13 protein-coding genes are annotated in these 19,154 nt (G+C 68.2%); 4 read left to right on the top strand and 9 right to left on the bottom strand.

Translation table 11 applies throughout. From position 1 onward, the window contains the following. Positions 1-2: 2 nt before the first annotated feature. Positions 3-2,666 carry a discoidin domain-containing protein gene (locus tag KQH53_05790; protein ID MCB2226172.1) on the top strand — a complete coding sequence of 888 codons (2,664 nt, stop codon included), beginning with the start codon at positions 3-5 and terminating at the stop codon, positions 2,664-2,666. Positions 2,667-2,671: 5 nt separating this feature from the next. Here the strand turns inward: KQH53_05790 and KQH53_05785 are convergent, their stop codons facing one another. Genes KQH53_05785 through KQH53_05755 form a run of 7 tightly spaced genes read right to left on the bottom strand, consistent with a single transcriptional unit; the run spans position 2,672 to position 10,735 of the window. Beyond that, positions 2,672-3,919: a hypothetical protein gene (locus KQH53_05785; protein ID MCB2226171.1), complete on the bottom strand. Its 1,248-nt coding sequence runs from the start codon at positions 3,917-3,919 to the stop codon at positions 2,672-2,674. An 8-nt stretch (positions 3,920-3,927) separates the two neighbouring features. Beyond that, positions 3,928-5,118, bottom strand: coding sequence for a UDP-N-acetylglucosamine 2-epimerase (hydrolyzing) (gene neuC / locus KQH53_05780; GenBank protein ID MCB2226170.1), 1,191 nt, complete (start codon positions 5,116-5,118; stop codon positions 3,928-3,930). Next, the gene (locus tag KQH53_05775) at positions 5,108-6,055 is read right to left on the bottom strand and encodes an NAD(P)-dependent oxidoreductase (protein ID MCB2226169.1); all 948 of its coding nucleotides are present in this window, start codon (positions 6,053-6,055) and stop codon (positions 5,108-5,110) included. The genes neuC and KQH53_05775 overlap by 11 nt, the downstream gene beginning before the upstream one ends. Next, on the bottom strand, positions 6,045-7,082 hold the full coding sequence (locus KQH53_05770; GenBank protein ID MCB2226168.1) for an N-acetylneuraminate synthase family protein: 1,038 nt from the start codon (positions 7,080-7,082) through the stop codon (positions 6,045-6,047). Before KQH53_05770 ends, KQH53_05775 begins: the two co-directional genes overlap by 11 nt. A 41-nt stretch (positions 7,083-7,123) precedes the next feature. Further along, positions 7,124-8,686, bottom strand: coding sequence for a hypothetical protein (locus KQH53_05765; protein ID MCB2226167.1), 1,563 nt, complete (start codon positions 8,684-8,686; stop codon positions 7,124-7,126). Between the two features lies 1 nt (position 8,687). Then, a complete protein-coding gene (locus KQH53_05760; protein MCB2226166.1) occupies positions 8,688-9,683 on the bottom strand; it encodes an NAD-dependent 4,6-dehydratase LegB in 996 nt (331 codons plus the stop codon). After that, the gene (locus KQH53_05755) at positions 9,683-10,735 is read right to left on the bottom strand and encodes a nucleotidyltransferase family protein (protein ID MCB2226165.1); all 1,053 of its coding nucleotides are present in this window, start codon (positions 10,733-10,735) and stop codon (positions 9,683-9,685) included. The genes KQH53_05760 and KQH53_05755 overlap by 1 nt, the downstream gene beginning before the upstream one ends. Before the next feature lie 302 nt (positions 10,736-11,037). Between KQH53_05755 and KQH53_05750 the strand changes: the two genes are divergently transcribed. Beyond that, entirely contained in the window at positions 11,038-12,489 is a 1,452-nt protein-coding gene (locus KQH53_05750) for a hypothetical protein (protein ID MCB2226164.1), read from the top strand. Between the two features lie 46 nt (positions 12,490-12,535). On the opposite strand, the gene KQH53_05745 is transcribed toward KQH53_05750, so the two are convergent. Beyond that, positions 12,536-14,494: a sulfotransferase domain-containing protein gene (locus tag KQH53_05745; protein MCB2226163.1), complete on the bottom strand. Its 1,959-nt coding sequence runs from the start codon at positions 14,492-14,494 to the stop codon at positions 12,536-12,538. Positions 14,495-14,716: 222 nt separating this feature from the next. Here KQH53_05745 and KQH53_05740 point away from each other — a divergent pair, with 222 nt between their 5' ends. After that, on the top strand, positions 14,717-16,189 hold the full coding sequence (locus KQH53_05740) for an MBOAT family protein (protein MCB2226162.1): 1,473 nt from the start codon (positions 14,717-14,719) through the stop codon (positions 16,187-16,189). A gap of 4 nt (positions 16,190-16,193) precedes the next feature. Further along, on the top strand, positions 16,194-17,228 hold the full coding sequence (locus KQH53_05735) for a hypothetical protein (protein MCB2226161.1): 1,035 nt from the start codon (positions 16,194-16,196) through the stop codon (positions 17,226-17,228). On the opposite strand, the gene KQH53_05730 is transcribed toward KQH53_05735, so the two are convergent. After that, entirely contained in the window at positions 17,225-19,141 is a 1,917-nt protein-coding gene (locus KQH53_05730) for a hypothetical protein (protein ID MCB2226160.1), read from the bottom strand. The genes KQH53_05735 and KQH53_05730 overlap by 4 nt on opposite strands. Positions 19,142-19,154 lie beyond the last annotated feature (13 nt).

Here is a 19,154-nt window from a genome sequence, read left to right as displayed (position 1 = left end):
CAATGACCCGAGAGCTGACCTCCAAAACCGTCGCCTGGGGCGTCGCCGGGCTGATGCTCCTGGCCGCGGCGGTGCGCGCCCTGTTCTTCATCTACCCTACACTGGACGCGGACCAGGCGGTGGTGGGGCTCATGGGCATGGACATCCTTAAGGGGCACCTACCCCTGATGTTCTGGGGCCAGGATTACGGCGGCAGCCTGGAGTCCATCGTGGCGGCGGGCTTCTTCGCCCTGTTCGGGGTTAGCCGCCAAAGCCTGTACCTCTCGCCCACCTTCATGTCCTTTTTTTATCTGTGGGCCGTGTATCTGCTGGGCCGCGACCTGTGGGGCCGCCGGGCCGGGCTCTGCGCCCTGTTCATCGCCGCCCTGGGGCCCTTCTACCTTATCTGGCACTCGGTGCTGCCCCGCGCCATCTACATCGACACCCTGGCCGCCGGGGTCTGGCTGATGTGGCTGACCCTCAAGGCCCTGCGCAAGGGACCGGAAGCGCCGAGCTATCCCTGGCTCTGCATGGCCTTCGGGCTCCTGACCGGCTTCGCCCTGTGGGGCCACATGCTGGCGGTGTACTTCATCCTGCCCTGCGCCCTGCTCTGGTGGCGGCGCGATCCCCGTTTGCTCATCCGGGCGGACTTCGCCCTGATGATGGCCGCGTTTTTCCTGGGCAGCCTGCCCTTTTGGGTGCACAACCTGCTCACCGATTGGTCCACCTACTACTTCATGTTCCACCCCAAGCCCAAGGAGCCCTTCTGGCAGAGCGTCAGCTTCATCTGGCGCTACAGCCTGCCGGTGCTCACCGGGGCGCATCATTTCGCGGGCCGCGAGGTGGCCCCGGCGGTGGTGCCCTGGCTAAGCCAGGCGGTCAGCCTGCTTCTGGGCCTGGCCGGCCTGGGGGCCTTGTTGGCCTGGGGCAAAAACCTGCTGGCCCGACTGGCGCGCCGCGACCAGGGCGACGGCTCGGAGCTGCTCATCCTGTTCGTGGCCGCTGTAGTGCTTATCTTCGGGATGATGGGGCTCTCCTCCTCGGGCACCCACCGCTATCTGGTGCCCCTGTACGCGGTCTATCCCCTGCTCATCGCCTGGGCCTTCCACCGGCTCATGGCCTTCAACGGCTGGGCCAAGCTCCTGGCCTGGGGCGGCCTGGGCGCGGTGGCCCTTTTGCTGGCCGTGGGGGTGTATCAAGTCTCGCCCCTGGGTGATCCCAGTCTGAAACAGCGCTACGCCCACGACATGGATACCGCCAAGCAGCTCACCGGCTTTTTGTCCTCCCACGGCGTGACCCACGCCTATCTGCCCGAGTATTGGCTGGCCCCGCTGCTCACCTTTGACAGCAAGCAAAAAGTGGTCTACGTGGTGAGCCGCAAGGACCGCAACCCCGAGTTCGAGCGGGCCATCCTTCGGGCCAAGCGCTTCGCCATGGTCATTCCGGGCAAGAGCCAGGGCGACCGCATGGCCGCCAACCTAGCCGCCCTGGGGGCGCGCCCCCGGCGCAAGCAGGTGGGCTCCTGGTGCGTGTTCTGGGACATCACCCCGCCGCCGGACGTGCCCCGCGCCCTTTCGCCGAAAGGCTGGCGTATCAGCGCCTCCCCCGCGCCGGATGCCGCCTGGCAGGCGGCGGACTACAACGCCAATCTGGCCTGGCACACTCCCGGCGGCCAAGAGCCGGGGCAATGGCTACAGGTTGACCTGGGCAAGGTGCGGCCGCAGGTCTGCTCCCTGCTCCTGTTCAACGGCATGGCCGAAAACGGCCCTCACCACTTGAGGGTCATGGGCAGCCGCGACGGCCAGGCCTGGGAGGAGATCAGCCAGGTGGAGGGGCTGCCGGTGCCTTTTGCCTGGACCGGCGAAAGCCTGGTGGCCCTGCGTTGGAACAACTGGCAGGAGTTCCGCTTCACCCCCCGGGCCTTGCGCTATCTGCGCCTGGAGCAGACCGGCAAACGGCCCAACTGGAACTGGTCGGTGCGCGAGATGATGGTGGGCGTGGCCGGGGCCCAGCGCCCCGAGCCCGAGCAAGCAGCCGCCTGGCTGCGCGGCCGCCTGGGACGAGAAACCCGGGTATGGTGCGGCCCGGCCCTGGCCGCCTGGCTCTCCGAGGATATGCGCCCCGAGCCCGGCCGCCACGCCCGGCCCCAATGGCTGCCCCGCTCCCTCAAGCCCGCCTGGTTGCTGGATGACGGCAAGCCGCTGTATGTGGCGGCGGAGGCGGGGCGCGCCCCCCTGGCCGAGGCGGCCCTTTTCGCGGCGGGTTGGAAGCTGAGCCGCGAGGAGCGGCACGGCTACGTGCTTTTCAGGGCGGTGCCGCCCGAGGCCGCATCAAGAGGGGCCTCGGAGACAGTGGCCTTGCGCCCCGATGGCGAGGGCCTTGTGGCCGAGCTGCCCCGAGCGGCCCGCATAAAGGCCCTGGAGCTGGCCCCCCCGCCCGGCGCGGAGATGAGTTGGGCTGGTATCAAGCTGGAGTTGGCCACCGCGCAAGGCCCCTTCCTGCCCGCGTCCGTCCGTGGCCTCTGGCCGCCGCGCCTGTTCTGGAGCGGGCTTGTGCCCCTGGCCGCGCGGCCGGGCCCGGCCCGTTTGGAGTTGGAGATCCCGTCCGAGGCAACGCGCCTGCGCCTGACCCGCGCGGGGGCTCCCCTGCCTCCGAACCTGCGCCTCAAGTTGTACCAAGAAAAGTAGGCTGCTCAGCGCCCCAAACGGGCGCGCAGGAATCCCTTGAGCGGACCGGCCCACAGGGCCTGGCCCACGGCGCGCAGCTTGCGCGCGGGGTCGCGGGGCTGGCCTCCCCAGGGCGCGGCCAGGATTTGCTCCCGCCGGGTGAGGCCCGCTTCGAGCATGGCCCCCACGCAACGGCTCACCACCTCGCGGCCGTGCTCGCGGCAGGCCTCCACGCCAGCGCCCAGGTGCAAATGGTACTTGGCAAAGGTGATGGTGTTGAAGCGGGTGGTCAGGCGGGCTTGCAAGGTGCTGCGGGCCAGGGGCGACTCGCCGCGCATGCAACCGCCGTGGGTGAGCTCCAGCAAGAGCGCTTCCATGCCCCCGGCCAGGCCACGCACCGCCTCGCCCCGGTAAAAGTGCAGGGGCTTGAGATATGGCCCCGCCTGCTTGGCCGCGCCCTGGAAGGTGTAGGCGTGGAAGTCAAAGTACAGGGCCGGTTGCAGGCCCCGCGCCAGGGCCCATAGGGCGGCGGCCTCGGGAATCCTCTCCCTTTGGCTCGGCTCGAACTCCCAGTAGAAATTCACTCCCGCCGCGTTGTGCCCCTGGGTGCCCAGGAAAAAGCCGTCCGGATTGGCCATCGGCGCAACGCAGAAGCTCAGCTCTCGCCGCGCTTCGGCGGCCTCGTCGGAAGCCAGCCAGGCCATGACCGCCTCGGCTGCCAGGGTGTCGGGCTCGGGCGGATGGAAGCCCGAGGTGATGAACACGCAGGCCTGATCGGGCCCTTTGGCGGCGGGGTAATAGTAGGCCGTCAGGTCGCGGCCCTCCAGGCTCTTGCCGTACACCCCGCGCCGGGCCCCGCCCGCCTGGGCCAGGGCGTCCAGCCCGGCGATAAGCTTCCGGGGCTGCCGGGGATAGGTGTTAGCCAGATACAGCTCGCTCCGGGGCGGGATGACGGGGCGCAGCCAGGTGCGGCGGCCGCCGTCGCCCAGAGCCGGAAACTCAGCGGGCGCGAACTCTTGCCCCAGCGACGGAGTAGCATATATCAGGGCCTCGCGGTCCAGGCCCTCCGGCCCGGCGCACTCCAGGCCCACCTCCGCGCTGACCGGCGCGTCGCCCGTGTTCCGCAGGCCGAAGACGAAATGATAGTTGTAGTCGTGGGAGGCCCCGTCAGCCCGGGTCACCGGGTCGCGCCGCAGCTGGGCCCGCACCCGCACGCCCTGCACCTCGCCGCCGCCCAGGATGGCGCCCTCGAAGTCGTGGATCAGTTCCAGCACGCCCGGCCTCAGTAAGTCATTTTTTTCTGGATTAGCTGGGGCCCCAGCTCCACCGTGGACAGCACCTCGGCGATCTTGGCCCCGGCCTCGCCCTTGCCGTAGGGGTTTTCCACCTCGCGGCACAGGGCGCGGAACGGCTCGTCGAACAGCGCCCGGCGGCAGGCGGCCTCGATGGCCACGGCCTCGTAGGGCGCGTCGATCACGTTGTCCGCGCGCAGGCGGCCCTGCTGGCGCGAGCCGATGTTCACCGCCGGACAGCCCAGGGCCGGGGTCTCTTTTATGCCGCTGGAGGAGTTGCCCACGCAGGCCCCCACGCCGTCGCGGCCGCACAGGGCCAACATGCCGTGGTAATTGTAGCGCCCCAGGCTGTTGTGCAGCTGCAGGTTGGGCACGCCCCGCGCGGCCCACTTCTTGAGCGCGGCGATGATGCGCTGGCCGCCCGCGTCGTTGTTGGGGAAGGTGGCCACCACCTGCACCCCCTCGCGGGCCATGGCCTCCAGGGCCTGTAGCGACGGGGCCAGCTGGGCCTCGGCCTGGTCGAACTCGGTGGTCACCGAGTGCTGAGTGAACACGATCACCGGGCGCGCCAGGTCCAGGCCGTAGCGCTCGGCCAGCTCGGCGGGGGTGGCCAGGTCGCCCCGCGCGAGGAGGTCAATGGCCGGGAAGCCCACGTCATGCACCCGCCAGGGCTCCTCGCCCAGCTTCATCACCCGCTCCGCCGCCTGTGCGTTGGTGGTGAAATGCAGATGGGCCAGCTTGCTCATGGCGTGGCGCACCATGTCGTCCAGGGCCCCGCCCTCGGTGATGTCGCCGCCCTCGATGTGGGCCACCGGGATGCCCATCTGGCTGCCGGTGATCACCGCGGCGAAGCCCTCGAAGCGGTCGGCGTAGACCACCAGCAGGTCCGGCTTCAGCTCGGCCAGGATCTGGCTCAGGTTGATCACCCCTGTGCCTATGGCCTGGGCGGTGCCCTTCAGGTCGTCCTGGGGCAGGTCGATCTTCACCTCCGCGTAAACCTCGAAGCCGTCAGCCGCGATCTCGCCCACCGTCTTGCCGAAATCCTCGTTGAGGTGCGCCCCGCCCACCAGCAGATAGGGCTCCAGGCCGGGGTGCTGGCTCACCGCCGAGATGATGGGCTTTTGCAGGCCGTATTCGGCCCGGTTGCCGGTGAAGATGGCGATCTTGCGCTTAGGCCCCACGGCCGGTCCTTTCTCGCCAAGCGCGCTCCAGGCCCTGGCGAAACTCCACCTCCGGGGCCCAGCCGGTCAGCTCGCGCAGACGGCGGTTGTCCAACACCAGGCGGTAGCCGTAGCCCGGCTGCGCCTCGTCGTCCGGCGGCGGGGCCACCCCGGCCAGGCGGGCGATGATCCCGGCGGCCTGGGCCACCCGCCAGCCTTGGCCGGTGGAGATGTTGGTGTAGCGGCAGCCGCCGGGATGCTCCAGGGCGATGAGCCGCAAAAGGCCCTGGGCCACGTCGTCGGCGTGCACGAAATCCAGCTCATGGCCGGGGAACCGCATCACCGGGCTTTGGCCAGCCAGGGCCAGGTCCATGGCCTCCATGAGCACGGTCTGGGGATGGGCGTCCGGGCCGTACACGTTGCTCAGGCGCACCACGTCCACCGCGACGCCGCCCTGGTCGGCCAGGGAAGCCACGCCCTCTTCGGCCGCGATCTTGGCCTCGGTGTAGGGGTTGCGCGCCTCAACCGGGTCGTCCTCGCTGATGTCGCGGCCTCCGCTCTTCGGCTGGTAGACCAGGGCGCTGGAGGCGAAGACCAGGCGGCCGCCGCCCCGCGCGGCCCAGGCGCGGCCCACGCCAAGGGCCATGCCCGCGTTGAAGGCCCGCGCCTTCTCCGGGTTCTGGGCGCATTCGAAGGGCATGCTCAGGGCGGCGAAATGGAACAGCACCGCCGAGGCCATGTCTCCCGGCACGGCGGCCAGGGCGGCCTCCACCCCCTCGGGGCTCATCAGGTCGGCCCGTTGCCAATCCACCCCGACGGGCAGGCCGGGCCAGGCGGGGGCCAGGTCCAGGGCCAGCACCCGCGCCCCGGCCGCGCTCAGGGCGGGGATCAGGTGACGGCCCAGGAAGCCCGCCGCGCCGGTGATGACCACCGGGCGCTCTTGCCAGCTAGAAGTCAACGACGTCCTCGGGCGCTATCTGCTGGTCCACGGCGAGGTCGCGGGTGGCCCGCTTACCCAGCACCCTCTCCAGCTCGGGAGCCAGGATGGGCCCGGTGCCCGGGCGCTTGACCCAGGTGTTGGCGTGACTGAACTCCTCGCCCGCCTTGACCGGAGCGATGGTCACCACCGAGGCGTAGGCGAAGTCGATCACCGGCTGCTCTTCGCTCAGGATGCCCTTGCCGCCGCCGGCCGCCTGCCACACCGCGCGCGAGCCGGTCACCAGATCGGCCAGCTCCCGGGGCTCGATGGACAGGCCGGTGTCCGGGCCAGGCCACTCCCGGCTGATGGTGAAGTGCTTCTCCAACACGCAGGCCCCCAAGGCCACCGCGCCCAAACATGCCCAGATGCCCAGGCTGTGATCGCTGAAGCCCACGGGCAGACCAAAGGAATCGATCATCTGGGGGATGGCCCCCAGGCGCACCTTGTCATAGGGCGTGGGATACAGAGAGGTGCAGTGCATGAGCATGAGCGGCGCGCCGGCGGCCTGGATCACGGCCACCGAGCGGCGCACCGACTCCAGGTCGTTCATGCCGGTGGAGAGGATCATGGGCTTGCCGAAGGAGGCGATGTGCTTGAGCAGGGGCAGGTTGTTGCACTCGCCCGAGCCGATCTTGTAGGCGGGCACGCCCATGGACTCCAAGCGGTCGGCCGCCTCGCGGCTGAAGGGAGTGGACAAGTAGAGGATGCCTTTTTCGCCGCAATAGGCCTGCACCCGGCGCTCCTCGTCGGCGCTCAGTTCGCAGCGCTTGATGATGTCCCACAGCTTCTCGGAGCTGATCTCGCCCGGCGTCATGTCCGTGGGGATCATCTCGGCCTCGGTGATGTGGCACTGGAACTTGATCACCTCGGCCCCGGCCTCTTTGGCCGCGTCCACCAGGGCAATGGCCTTGTCGAACTCGCCCTCGTGGTTGATGCCCGCCTCGGCCATGACCAGGGGCGGATGCTCTGGTCCTATCTTGCGCCCGGCCAGCTGGAAATCGCTCATCGTGTCTCTCCTCGGACCCGCTTGAGAAGCGGGGAAAACTCTTACTCGGCCGGCCCCAGCTCTCCGGCCCGGCGCAGCAGGTAGGCCCCCAGGGCGCTAAGCTGCGCGGCGCGCCTGGCCTCGCGGTCCTGGCCTGCGCCGTCCACCACGTGCACCCCCTGGCGGCCCAGCATGAGCGAGTACCAGTCCAGGGGCAGCGAGGCGTCCATCATTGCGCCCAGGTAGGCCAAGAGAGCGGCCTCGTCGTGGCGGTGCCCGGCCAAAAGCCCGGCCACCTCGCGGCTCAGGTCCAAGGGCTTGTCCGCGAAGCGCAGCATCTCCCCGGGCAGGCAGTTGAAAGGCGCGTTGCCCAGGGTGAGCACCGGCTTGTTCAATAATACGGCCTCGAAGCCCACGCTGCCCGCGATCACCGCACACAGCGCCGCCCGCTCCAGATAGGGCCGCGCCTCCTGCTCCGGCGGGGCCAGGAGCAGATTGGGTATGGCCCTCAGCTTGGCGTAGTAGCTTAGGCTGCGCGTCCCCACGCTGCCCGGGTGCTCCTTGACCACCAGGGGCATTCCAACGGGCAGGCTGGCGGCGATGAGGCGGCAGGCCTCGATCTGGTTGAGCCAGGGCCGGGAGTAGACCAGGAGCGTGACCTCGGGCTCCTTGTGCAGGGGGAAAAAGGCGAAGCCGCCCACGGGCAAATCGTCTGGCTTGGCATAGGCCGCGCGCTGGGTGAAGTCCATGAGCCGCGCCCGCAGGGGCTTGACCACCCGGCGGTGCCAGGTCTGGCTGGCCAGGGGGGGCACCGAGGGATCGGCGTGGTACTTGCTCTGGTAGTCGCGCCACGAGCCCCAGGCTCTGGCCAGGCGTTCCTTCAGCCCCGGCTGCTCGCCCGCGCCCAGGGCCTGCTCCATGGGCTTGGCCGAGGGCGCGATGACCCCTTCGTAACGGGCCGTGCCGCCCCGCACCTCGGCCAGATAAGCCGCCGCCTCGGACTCCTCGCCCCCGGCCGCGCGGCGGCGCTCATACTGGGCCCACAGCCAGGGGCTGGGTTCCAGGGGGCTCTCGCCCGCGTAGAAGTAGTTGCGGATGCGCGTGGGTCTGAGGTTCAGATAAGGGATGCCCCGGCTGGCCGCCACCCGCCAGCCCAGGTAGTCGGCGGCGGTCACGCAGATGAAGCTCACCACCATATCCGGTTGCAGCTCGTCGCAGAGCCGCTCCAGGCCCAGGGCGGTGTGCTGCAAAATGGAGAGCATCTGAGCGTGGGACCAGCGCGGCGCGTAATCCTGGGTGAAGGTGCCCTTGCGGCCCAAGTAAATGCGCCGGTCGGCCACCATGGCGTCCCAGAGATAGGGCGCGCCCAGGCGCTTTTCCAGCCCGGTCAGCACGGCCGGGTCCGCCGCGCCGCTCAGGGCCGCCTGGTAAAGCTCCCACTCCTTGAGCACCGGCCAGCCCAGCCCGATGAACTCGGGATGAGCGGGCAGAAAGCTTTCGTTGAACTGGCGCGAGTCGGTGACGAAGAAGCCCGCTCGGGTGAGGCCCTCCTCGCGGGCCATGATCTGAGCCAGGCGGTAAAAGGTTTCCAGGGAGCCGCCCTGGGTGAGGAAAAGCGCCCTCATCCTAGATGCTGTATTCCTGGGGCCGGAAGTATTGCGGGTTGGCCTTGATCCAGGCGGCCGTGGCGGCCAGGCCCTCTTCCAGGCTGTGGGCGGGCTGCCATCCGGTCAGCTCCCGGGCGCAGGTGTTGTCGCACAAGAGACGGTCCACCTCGCTGCCTTCGGGGCGCAGGCGGGCCTGCTCGGTGACGATGGGCACCTCGCGGCCCACCGCCTTCATCAGAGCCTTGGCCAGGTCACCGATGGAAATCTCGCGGCCCGAGCCTACGTTGACCACCTTGCCCACCGCCTGCTCGGCCCGGGCCACGGCCAGGAAACCGGCCACCGTGTCGGCCACGTAGTTGAAGTCGCGGGTGGGGGTGAGCGAGCCCAGCTTCAGCTCCGTGGCTCCGGTATGGAGCTGGCTGAGGATGGTGGGGATCACCGCCCGGGCGCTCTGGCGGGGGCCGTAGGTGTTGAAGGGCCTGATGATCGCCACCGGCAGGCCAAAGGAGCGCCAGTAGCTCTCGGCCAGCATGTCCGCCCCGATCTTGGAGGCGCTGTAGGGGCTCTGCCCCTGCAAGGGGTGCTTCTCGTCGATGGGCACGTACTGGGCCGAACCGTAGACCTCGCTGGTGGAGGTGTGCACCAGGCGCTGGATGCCGTGGGCCCGGCAGGCGTTCAATAGGTTCAGCGCGCCACCCACGTTGGTCTGCACATAGGAGTCGGGCGCGTGATAGCTGTAGGGGATGGCGATGAGGCTGGCTAGGTGGAACGCCACCTCCTGCCCGGCCACCGCCTCGGCCACCCGGTTGGGGTCGCGGATGTCGCCCGGGAAGATTTCCACCCGCTGCATAACCTCGGCGGGCAGCGAGTCCAGCCAGCCCCAGGCGGCAAAGGAGTTGTAGAGCACAAAGGCCCTGACCCGCGCGCCCTCCAAGGCCAGGCGCTCCACCAGGTGGCTGCCGATGAAGCCGTCCGCACCGGTGACCAAGACCGGCTTGTCTTGCCAATAGCCCATCATTCGCCCTCCCCTTGGCCGTTGGCCTGGCGGCAGGCCCGCTCCAGGTCGGCCGCCTGCCCCACGTCCACCCAAGACTCGTGGATGGGGAAAGCGGCCACCGGCAGGCCCGCGGCCAAGACCCGCGCCAGGAGGTCGTTCATGCCCAGGGGCTCGCCCTTGGGCACGAAGCGCAGCACCTCGGGATTGATCACGTAGATGCCGCCGTTGCAATAGAAGCTCTGCTCCGGCTTCTCCTCCATGCCCAGCATGAGGTGCCCGGCCAGCTTGAGCACCCCATAGGGCACCTTGACCCGGTACTCGGTGGCGGCCACGGTCATCACGCAGCGCTGGGCCAGATGGAACTCGTAGAGCCGGTCCAGATTGGCGGCGGTGAACACGTCGCCGTTGATCACCAACAGCGGCCCGCTGAGCGGGGGCAGCAGGCCCAGGGGCCCGGCGGTGCCCAGCTTGGTCTCTTCGCGCAGATAGCTTATCTCGGCCCCGAAAGCCGCGCCGTCGCCGAAGTGCTCCTCAATCAGCTCGGCCTTGTAGTTCACCGAGATGTGGATCTGCTTGAAGCCCGAGGAAACCAGGTTTTCCACGATGAGCTGCAACAGGGGGGTGTCGCCCACGGGCAGCATGGGCTTGGGCAGGTCGTTGGTCAGGGGGCGCAGGCGCTTGCCCTCGCCCCCGGCCAATACCGCCGCCACCGGCCCGGCGCTGCCGCCCTCCAGGGCGTCGCGCAGGCTGAACACCCCGCTGGGCCGCCCCTCGGGGTCCAACAGGGGGATGTTCCTAAGCTTGTGGGCGGCCAACAGCTCCAGCAGCTCGGCCCGGGTGGCCTCCTGGGGAGCGGTGACCGGATGCCGCCACACCAGGGGGTCGGCGGGCTCGTCCAGGCCCCCGGCGGTGAGCAAAAAGCGGCGCACGTCACCATCGGTGATGGTGCCCAGCAGCTTGCCCTCGGCATCGACCACGAGCACGATGCCCTGCTTGTTGCCGTCGATGGCCTTCATCACCTGGCGCACCGTGGCGCCTTGGGCAATGCAAAGGGGATTATCCTGGGTCATGCCGGTATGCCGCTCCGGAAGGCCCGAAGGCCTGTGCAAGGATGGGGAGGAGGCGCGGACCCCGCCGCCGCCCGGCCGGTGTCGCCGGCCACCCCGTCAATTTATCCGAGCGCCTGGGCCAGTTCAAGGAGTAATTGGCCCGGCGGTGGGTGGGGAACCCGGCGAAAGCATGAACTATCCGGGAAATGAGCGATATTCAGCCAAGCAACGGCCCGGAGCGCCCGGCCGCTTCGCTTTGCCCGCCCCATGCGGTAGAATCACGGGGCAACCTGCCCCCGTAGCCCGGTAACAAAGGAAACGACTTGACGCCCCCCACCACCCTGTTCATATCCATCTGGCGCAACCCCTCGGTGCGCTACTTTCTGCACTCCGAGGTGCTGGCCGGGCTGCGCGAGTCCGGGGCGCGGCTGGTCTTTTTCGTCAAGGACCAGGACCTGAGCTATTACCAGGACCTATTAGGCGGCGAGAATATCATCTTCGAACCCATTAAGACCGTTGCCGCCAAAAAGGCGCTGGCCACGGGACGCCTGAACCAGCAGCTCCAGCGGGTGCGGCGCTTCATGTCCGGCCGCCGGGGCGGGCTCAGCAACACCACGGACCAGACCTGGGTGGAGCTGTACGGCTTTTCCACGGCTGACAGCCTCCGCGCCCGCGCCCTGGCCAAGATCGTCACCGGCGCGGCCGCTCTGGGCAGCCGAACGCGCCTCCTGCGCCACGGGCTGGTGGCCCTGGAGAGCGCCCTGGCCCCAGGCAAGCTCTACGACCCCTACTTCGCCAAGTACCGGCCCCGGGCCCTGGTCACCTCCTCGGTGGGCTACGGCCATGACGTGCTGTTCATGCGCGCCGCCCGGCGGCACGGATGCCCGGTGGTCTCGGTGGTGCACTCCTGGGACAACCCCACCACCAAGGGCTATCGCGGGGCCGACCCCGACGCGGCCATCGCCTGGAACCAGGTCATGGCCGATGAGCTAGAGGTGTTCCAGGACATCCCCAAGCAGCGCGTCTTCGTGGAGGGCGTGGCCCACTGGGACCACTACTTCGACCCGCCCCGGCCCCTGCGCTCGCGGGAGGAGTTCTGCGCCTCCCTGGGCCTGGACCCCGCCCGCAAGCTGATCTTCTACGGCACCTCGGCGGCCAAGATGTTCCCCAACACCTTTGACGCCATTGAGTCCATCATGGAGGCCATCGCGCGGGACGCCTATGGCCGGCCCGCCCAGCTCCTGGTGCGCCTGCATCCCTCCTACTTCCGCCAGCAAAAAGGCGGCCGCATCACGGTGGACGCCTTTGACGGGCGCATCGCCTCCCTGGAACAACGCTACGGTTCGCTAATCAAGTTCGCCCATCCGGACATCCAGACCTTGGAGGCCGGGCTGAACATGCCCCGCGAGGATTTGCTGGGCCTGGCCGAGACCCTGCGCCAGGCCGATCTGCTACTCACCGAGTACTCCACCCTGATCATCGAGGCCGCCCTGGTGGACACCCCCATCGTCAACGTGGCTACCTTCCGCTTCTGGGACACCAACCTGCCGGCCAAGCACTTCGAGAACTACATGCACCTCAAGGTGGTCTTGGACAGCGGGGCCTGCCGCAATGCTTACTCCCTTGAGGAGCTGGACCATTACATAGCCCGCTATCTGGCCGACCCCGCCCTGGATGGGCAAAACCGGGCCGCCCTGGCCCAGACCATGGTGCCCGTGAACCGGGGCCGCGCGGGACGGGCCGTGGCTCAGCGCATCCTGTCCTTGTCCGCTTAAATATCGAGTTGGAGACCAGCCGCCGGGTCCGGCGGCCGACGGGGCCCTATTCCAGGTATTCCCCCAGGTCCAGGCCATAGCGCTCGGCCACCCGGCGGGTGAGCTCTCCCAGGCGCTCCTGGATCATGGCCTGCTGGGCCGGGCTCAGGCGCTGCTTGCCCTCGCCCACCTTGCCCTGGCGGAAGTGCTGGTGCGGGTTGCCCGCGCCGGGGTTCTTTTTGGCCAGGCGGTCGAAGCGCGCCTGGTCCAGCATCTTTTGCACCACCTCCGCAGAAGCGTCCAGGCCCAGGAAGCGGCAGAGGCCGGCCACGGTCTCCGGGCCCCGGCGGGTCAACTCCTCGTAGGTGATCAGGTGCAGCGCCTGCTGGCACTCTAACAGGCAGGCGTATTCCCAGGCCACCCTGTCGCAGTACTGCGCCACCTCCCAATCCTCGATCTCCGCGTGGTCCCAGCGGCCCTTGCGGATCTGGTGGTGATGGAAGCTCACGATGCGGTCGCGGGGATGGCGCATCACGCAGACCAGCTTGGTCTGGGGATATAGCTGTCCGATGAGCTGGTGATGGAAGATGTACTCGGCGGTCTTCTCGCCCACCAGGCGGGCGCCGGGCCGGGCGTTGCGGCGCACGAAGGCGTTGTAGCGGCGGCACAGCTTGGCCAAGGCGGCCCCACGTCCGGCGGTTCCGGCCCGCAGGGTGGGCTGGGCCAGGTCCGCGAAAAAGCCGTGATGCTTGTAGAGCATCCGCCGTCTAAAAAACTCGGGGTCGCTGTCCAGGGCGCCCACCGCGTCAAAGAAATGTCCTTCCTTGACCCGGTCCTCGCCCTCGGGCTGGGTGGGCTGGCAGGAGGCCTCCGGGTGATTCATCAGCAGGTTGGTCAGCCAGTAGGTGCCGCATTTCTGCAAGCCCACCACCAAAAAGTCCGGCCCCTGCTCCGCGTAATACTCGCCGGGCCGGGCCAGCACCTCCAAACGGCGCAGGCCCATCTTGGCTTGGCTTTTGGCGGTTATCCAGCGCTGCTTCAGCTTGGCGGCCGCGTCTTGCTCGCCCCCGCCCGCCTCGGGCCGCGGGCCGGGATACGCCTCGCGTTGTGGCGCGCCCCCAAAAAACCCGCCCGCCAAGGCCAGGTACTCGCCCAGGGGCAAAGAGAGGAACAGCTCGACCCGGGGCTCGGCCTGTCCCCTAGGGAGTTGATTCTTCACCTGCCAGGAGTTCACTGAGGCCAGTCCCATGGCATAGGAGGCCCAATCGTAGACCTGGTTCTGGGAACGCCACAGGCCCATGAGCCGGGCCTTTTCCGGGGCCACCGCGCTGATGTCCACCGCCAGGTTGGCCGCCAGGCTGCCGTAGACCTGGTAGCTCCAGACCTCGGGCACGGCCAGGCCCCGCTCCCGGGCGGCCAGGCAGAACAGACGGGCGCACTTGCGGTGGTCTTCTGGCGGCTCCAGGAAAAAGGGCAGCAGCACCATATCCGGCGCGAAATCCTCGACCGCCTGGCCCACGGCCCGCACCGCTGCCTGGTCCAGGGGCATGGCCTTGCCCGGCAGGTCCAGGAACACCGGCTCGCCGGCGGGCAGATCGCCCCAAACCTCCAGCGCCTCTTGCCGCCTCTGTTGGCCATAGGCCCGGGCTTCCGCGCCCTTGAGCCTGGCCCCCACGCCGTCCGTAAGGTAGACCACGCGCACCGCGCAGCCCTGTGCCATGGCCTGCAAGAGCATGCCGCCGCAGCCGATTATCTCGTCGTCCTGATGGGGAGCCAGTACCAGTAAGCGGCGTCCCGAGGGAGCGGGGACCAGCTGGGGCGCCGCCGCCTTGGGCAGGTTGCCCACGGCCAGCACCCGCTGCAAAACCTCGAGGTCGCGGGTGCGGCGCAGGTAGTCCGCCACCAGCCGTCCGCGATCCTGGGGGCCGGCCTGGGAGTGGGCTCCGAAAAGCAAGCGGTAGCCCAGCTCGGAGAGGCCGGGCAACGCGCGGTCGATCAGGCGAAATTTGCTGAGCTTTGCAGCCATTGGGTCCTGTCGGGCGATTGTAAAATCAATGCAGCGCCGCCCCGTCCCCCCGGGTGGCAGCCTCTGCCAGCATAGTCCAGGCGCGTAGCGAATGCCAGACGGGATTGACGGGCCGGGACCGGCTGGTTGTCATATCCCTCGCCTTGGGGCATACTTGGTCGCGGTGTCAACCGGCCGTTTTCCTTAGCACCGGCCCTGACCTGTCCACGGGGAGTTCGCTGCTTGCTCTTCAACTCCTTCCCATACCTTTTCCTGTTCCTCCCCATCGTGGCCGTCTGCTTCCACCTCCTGGGCCGCCGCTGGCCCTCCCTGGCCAAGTCCCTGCTCATCCTGGCCAGCCTGGTGTTCTACGGCTCCTGGAAGCCGGTCTATCTGCCCATCCTTCTGGTCTCCATCCTGGTCAACTTTGCCTTCGGCAGCCTGCTGGCCTATCTGGCCCCGGCCGGGGCCGGGCCCTCCGGCCGCCCGCCCTGGTGGGCCGCCCGCCTGGCCACCGCCCTGGGCCCCCGCGCCCTGCTGGTGCTGGGCGTGGCCTTCAACCTGGGGCTGCTGGGTTTCTTCAAATATTTCGACTTCATCTCCATCAACGCGGCCTGGGTCATGGGCGTGGACGACCCGCCCCTGCTCGAAATGCTCATCCCCCTGGGCATCAGCTTCTATACCTTTCAGCAGATCGCCTATTTGGCCGACGTGAGGAAAGGCATCTGCGACCAGTACCGCCTTTTGGACTACGCCCTGTTCGTGTCCTTCTTCCCCCAGTTGGTGGCCGGGCCCATCGTGCACCACCGGGAGATGATGCCCCAGTTCAAGCGGCCGGAGTTGTTCCGGGCCGACTGGGGCAACCGGGCCACCGGCCTGTGCCTCATCGTCATCGGGTTATTCAAGAAGGTCTTCGTGGCCGACACCTTTGCCGTGTGGGTGAACAAGGGCTTCGCGGCCGGCCATCCCCTGTCCCTGCTGGACTCCTGGGGCACCAGCCTCTCATACACCTTCCAGATCTATTTCGATTTCTCGGGCTACTGCGACATCGCCCTGGGCAGCGCCCTGATGTTCAACATCATCTTGCCCCTTAACTTCGACTCGCCCTACAAGGCGGGCGACATCCAGGACTTCTGGCGGCGCTGGCACATGACCCTGTCCCGCTGGCTGCGCGACTACATCTACATACCCCTGGGCGGCAACCGCAAGGGCGTGCCCAAGTCGCTACTGTTCGTGTTCATCACCTTTTTGCTGGGCGGCATCTGGCACGGGGCCAACTGGACCTTCGCCCTGTGGGGGGTGCTGCACGCCTTGGCCTTGATCATCAGCCGCCTGTGGAAGCTGGGGGGCTATCGCCTGCCCCGCCCCCTGGGCTGGCTGGTGACGTTCCTGTTCGTAAACTTCGCCTGGGTGCTTTTCCGGGCCGAGTCCATCACCAAGGCCTGGCACATGTTCCTGGCCATGCTGGGCCAAAGCGCGGCCCCGGCCTGGAGCCACGCGGTGGTTAACCTGCACACCTTAGCCTATCTCGTGATATTTGCCTTTGTTTGCCTGGCCTTGCCCAACAGCATGCAATGGGCCTCGCGCCTGGAGGGCTACCTGGCCACCCGGCCCCGCCTGGCCGCCGCCACCCTGGGGGCCTCGGCCCTGGGCTGCCTTTCGCTGATCAAGCTGGCCTCCATGGCGCCCAGCGAATTCATCTACTTCAACTTCTAGGTTTATGAATAAGACGCGGGCAAAAATATTCTTCTTCGGGGTGCTGGCGCTCAGCCTTTTGTCGCTGACCGCCTATAACCTGGGCTTCAAGCTGTACCTGCGTTGGCAGGCCAGCCAAGGGATATGGTACGAGGGCAAGCTCTCCAAGACCGCCCTGCTCCAGGTCCAGAAGCGTTGCTACCCCGTGATCTTCGTGGGCTCCTCCCAGACCCAAAACCACGTGGACACCGCTCTCTTGGCCCGCTGCGGCATCGACGCCTTCAACCTGGGCCTGCCGGGCAACCTGATCAACGAGCAGGTCTTCTCCCTGAACCAGGCCGCCTGCCGGACCGGCGGGGTGGTGGTGCTCAGCCTGGACCCCATGCGCCTGTTCGAGCCCATGCAAAAGCCCCGCTGGCTCACCATGGGCGAAATCATCTTCTTCCTGCGCCACGATCCCAAGCTGCTGGGCGACCTGGGCCTGCCCTTGTTCCTGCGCTCCCTGGCCATGAATCGGCTGGACCGCTATTTGGAGCGCCGCGAGCGCAGCCTGCCCAATCAGGCCCGCTGGAGAACCCTACTCAAACAAAAGTACGGCTACGACCCCGGCGATGACAGCCGGGAGGTGAACTACATCCGAGGGGATCAGGACCGCTTGGTGGTGCTGTTCAACAACGGCGACGGCCAGGTTTTCGCGGACCAAAAGGGCTTTGACCCACCTGAAAAAATCCTCGACTATCGCAACAAACCCATGGACCCTGGCGTGCTGCGTTACTTGGCCGCCCTGGCCGCCTTGGCCAAGGACCAGGGCAAGCGCCTGGTGCTAAACCTGGCCCCGAGCCGGGCCAACCGCTATATCGAGCTGGACCCCGCGCCCCTGGAGCGGGCCTTGCCCGGCGTCGTGGTCATCGACACCCGGGCCGAGCTGTGGCCCCGGCCCTTCTGGGCGGACATCATGCACCTGAACTGGCAGGGCACCAGATTGTACGGGAAGATTCTGTGCCGCGAGCTGAAGCGGGTGCTGGGCCCCCAGGCCCTCGCCCCCGCCAAGCGGCCCTAGAGCAGCGCGGCCAGGCGCTGGGCCAGGGAGGCGCCGTCCAGGCGGTGGGCAGCCAGGGCCTCGCCCGGCGTGCCGCAAGCCGGCCAGCCCTCCACCCCCAATACGGCGAAGGCCTTTCCGCCCAGCAGGCCATGATCCATGAGCGCGGCGCGCAGCCGGTCGCCAAGGCCGCCCACGGGCGAGTGATCCTCCAGCACCACCAGGGGGCCGCCGCCGGTGGCCAACTCCTCCAGCCACGATTCCTCGAAGCGGTTGAGCCAAGGCTGGTTCACCACCCTGAGCCCCACGCCCTGCTTGGCCAAAAGCTCGGCCGCGACAAGCGCCTCATGCAGCATCACCGGGCCATAGGCCACCAGGGTCGCGTCCCCGCCCTCGCTCACGGCCACGCCTCGGCCGGGCGTGAGCTGGTAATGCGCGGGCAGCTCGATGATCCGCGGCGAAGGGCCGATGGCCAGGCGGAGAGCAACGCTCCCAGCCGCGTCCTCCACGGCCCACTCCACCATCTGCTTGGTCTCGGCCCCGTTGCAGGGCTGCATGATGTCCAGGCCCGGCAGCGCGCCCAGCAGGGAGATGTCCCTGAGGCTCTGGTGGCTTTTGCCCGGCCCGGCCGGGATTAGCCCGGCGTAGTGCAGGGCATAAATGATGCGGCCCTGTTCGCTGGCGTTGTTGTAGATGTTCTCGTTGGCCCGGCTGGCCAGGAAGCAGGCGAAGCTGTTGGCCACGGGCAGCATCCCTTGCCGGGCCAGGCCCCCGGCCATGGACACCATGTCCTGCTCGGCTATGCCGCACTCGATGAAGCGCTGGGGATAGGCCTCCTCGAAGGCCCGCACCTGGCAGTCCACGGCCAGGTCCGCGTCCAGCACCACCAGCTCGGGGTGCAACGGGGCCAGCTCCAGCAGCGCCTGGCCATAGGACGCAGCCACCTTCTCGGGGCTCACCCCGCTGGCCGCCTTGGGCGGCGGGGTCACGTCCCTCAGGGACAGCGCCTCCAGGCCCGCCGCTTCCAGGGCCGCGTTCACCCGCCCCACCAGCTCGGCGTGGGCCTGGGCAAAGGGCTCGTCGGCCGGAGCGCCCGCGTGCCAGGGATAGCAGCCCGCGTTTTCGGCCAGGGCGCGGGGGTGCTCCATGAAGGACACGCCGCGCCCCTTCAGAGTATGCGCGATGATGATGCTGGGACGGGAGTCCTGGCGCGCCTCGTCCAGCATGGCGGCCAGCTGGGCGAAGTCGTGGCCGTCGCAGGAGAGCACCTGCCAGCCGAAGGAGCCCAGCTTCTCGGGCAGCTCGCCCAGGCCGGAGATCTCGGCCACCGGCTTGTCGGACTGCACCTTGTTGTGATCCACGATCACCACCAAATTGGGCGCGCCCTGGTGGGCCGCGTTTTGCAGCCCCTCGTAGTTCTGCCCCTCCTGGAGCTCGCCGTCACCGGTGAGTACGAAGGTGCGCACGTCAACGCCCCGACTGCGCTGGGCCCAGGCCATGCCCCGCCCCTTGGAGATGCCCATGCCCAGGGAGCCGCTGTTGGCCTCCACGCCTGGAATATTGATGTCCGGGTGCCCGTCCAGCCCGCCCAGTCGGCGCAGGTTCAGGAGTTTGTCCTCGCTGATCACGCCCAGGGAGTAGAGCACCGCGTAGAGGCCCGGCACGTCGTGGCCCTTGGAAGAGAAGTAGACGTCACGCTCCGGCGAGTCCAGGCCCGCCTCCAGGGTGTTCATCTCCCCGTAGTAGAGCCACACCACGATGTCCATGGCGCTGAAGGAGGACCCCAGATGCCCGCTGCCCGCCAGCTTCACCGCGGCCAGGGCGTTGGCCCGGCAGGCGTCGGCCACCAGGGCCAGGCGCTCCTTTTCGGGCAGGGCGCTGTTCCAGATGCGGGCGATCTCTTCGCGGGGGATCAGATTGATGCTCAGGCTCAAGGCAAGGCTCCGG

The sequence above is a fragment of the Desulfarculaceae bacterium genome (genome assembly GCA_020444545.1).
Lineage (GTDB): Bacteria > Desulfobacterota > Desulfarculia > Desulfarculales > Desulfarculaceae > Desulfoferula.
Note: the sequence above shows the minus strand (reverse complement) of the source record. Positions and strands in the feature narration are given on the sequence as shown.

Excerpts from the sequence above, each read along its gene's own strand:
- KQH53_05790 (MCB2226172.1), top strand. The coding sequence starts at position 3 with ATGACCCGAGAGCTGACCTCCAAAACCGTCGCCTGGGGCGTCGCCGGG.
- KQH53_05770 (MCB2226168.1), bottom strand. The coding sequence starts at position 7,082 with ATGAGCGATTTCCAGCTGGCCGGGCGCAAGATAGGACCAGAGCATCCG.
- KQH53_05765 (MCB2226167.1), bottom strand. The coding sequence starts at position 8,686 with ATGAGGGCGCTTTTCCTCACCCAGGGCGGCTCCCTGGAAACCTTTTAC.
- KQH53_05760 (MCB2226166.1), bottom strand. The coding sequence starts at position 9,683 with ATGGGCTATTGGCAAGACAAGCCGGTCTTGGTCACCGGTGCGGACGGC.
- KQH53_05755 (MCB2226165.1), bottom strand. The coding sequence starts at position 10,735 with ATGACCCAGGATAATCCCCTTTGCATTGCCCAAGGCGCCACGGTGCGC.
- KQH53_05745 (MCB2226163.1), bottom strand. The coding sequence starts at position 14,494 with ATGGCTGCAAAGCTCAGCAAATTTCGCCTGATCGACCGCGCGTTGCCC.
- KQH53_05735 (MCB2226161.1), top strand. The coding sequence starts at position 16,194 with ATGAATAAGACGCGGGCAAAAATATTCTTCTTCGGGGTGCTGGCGCTC.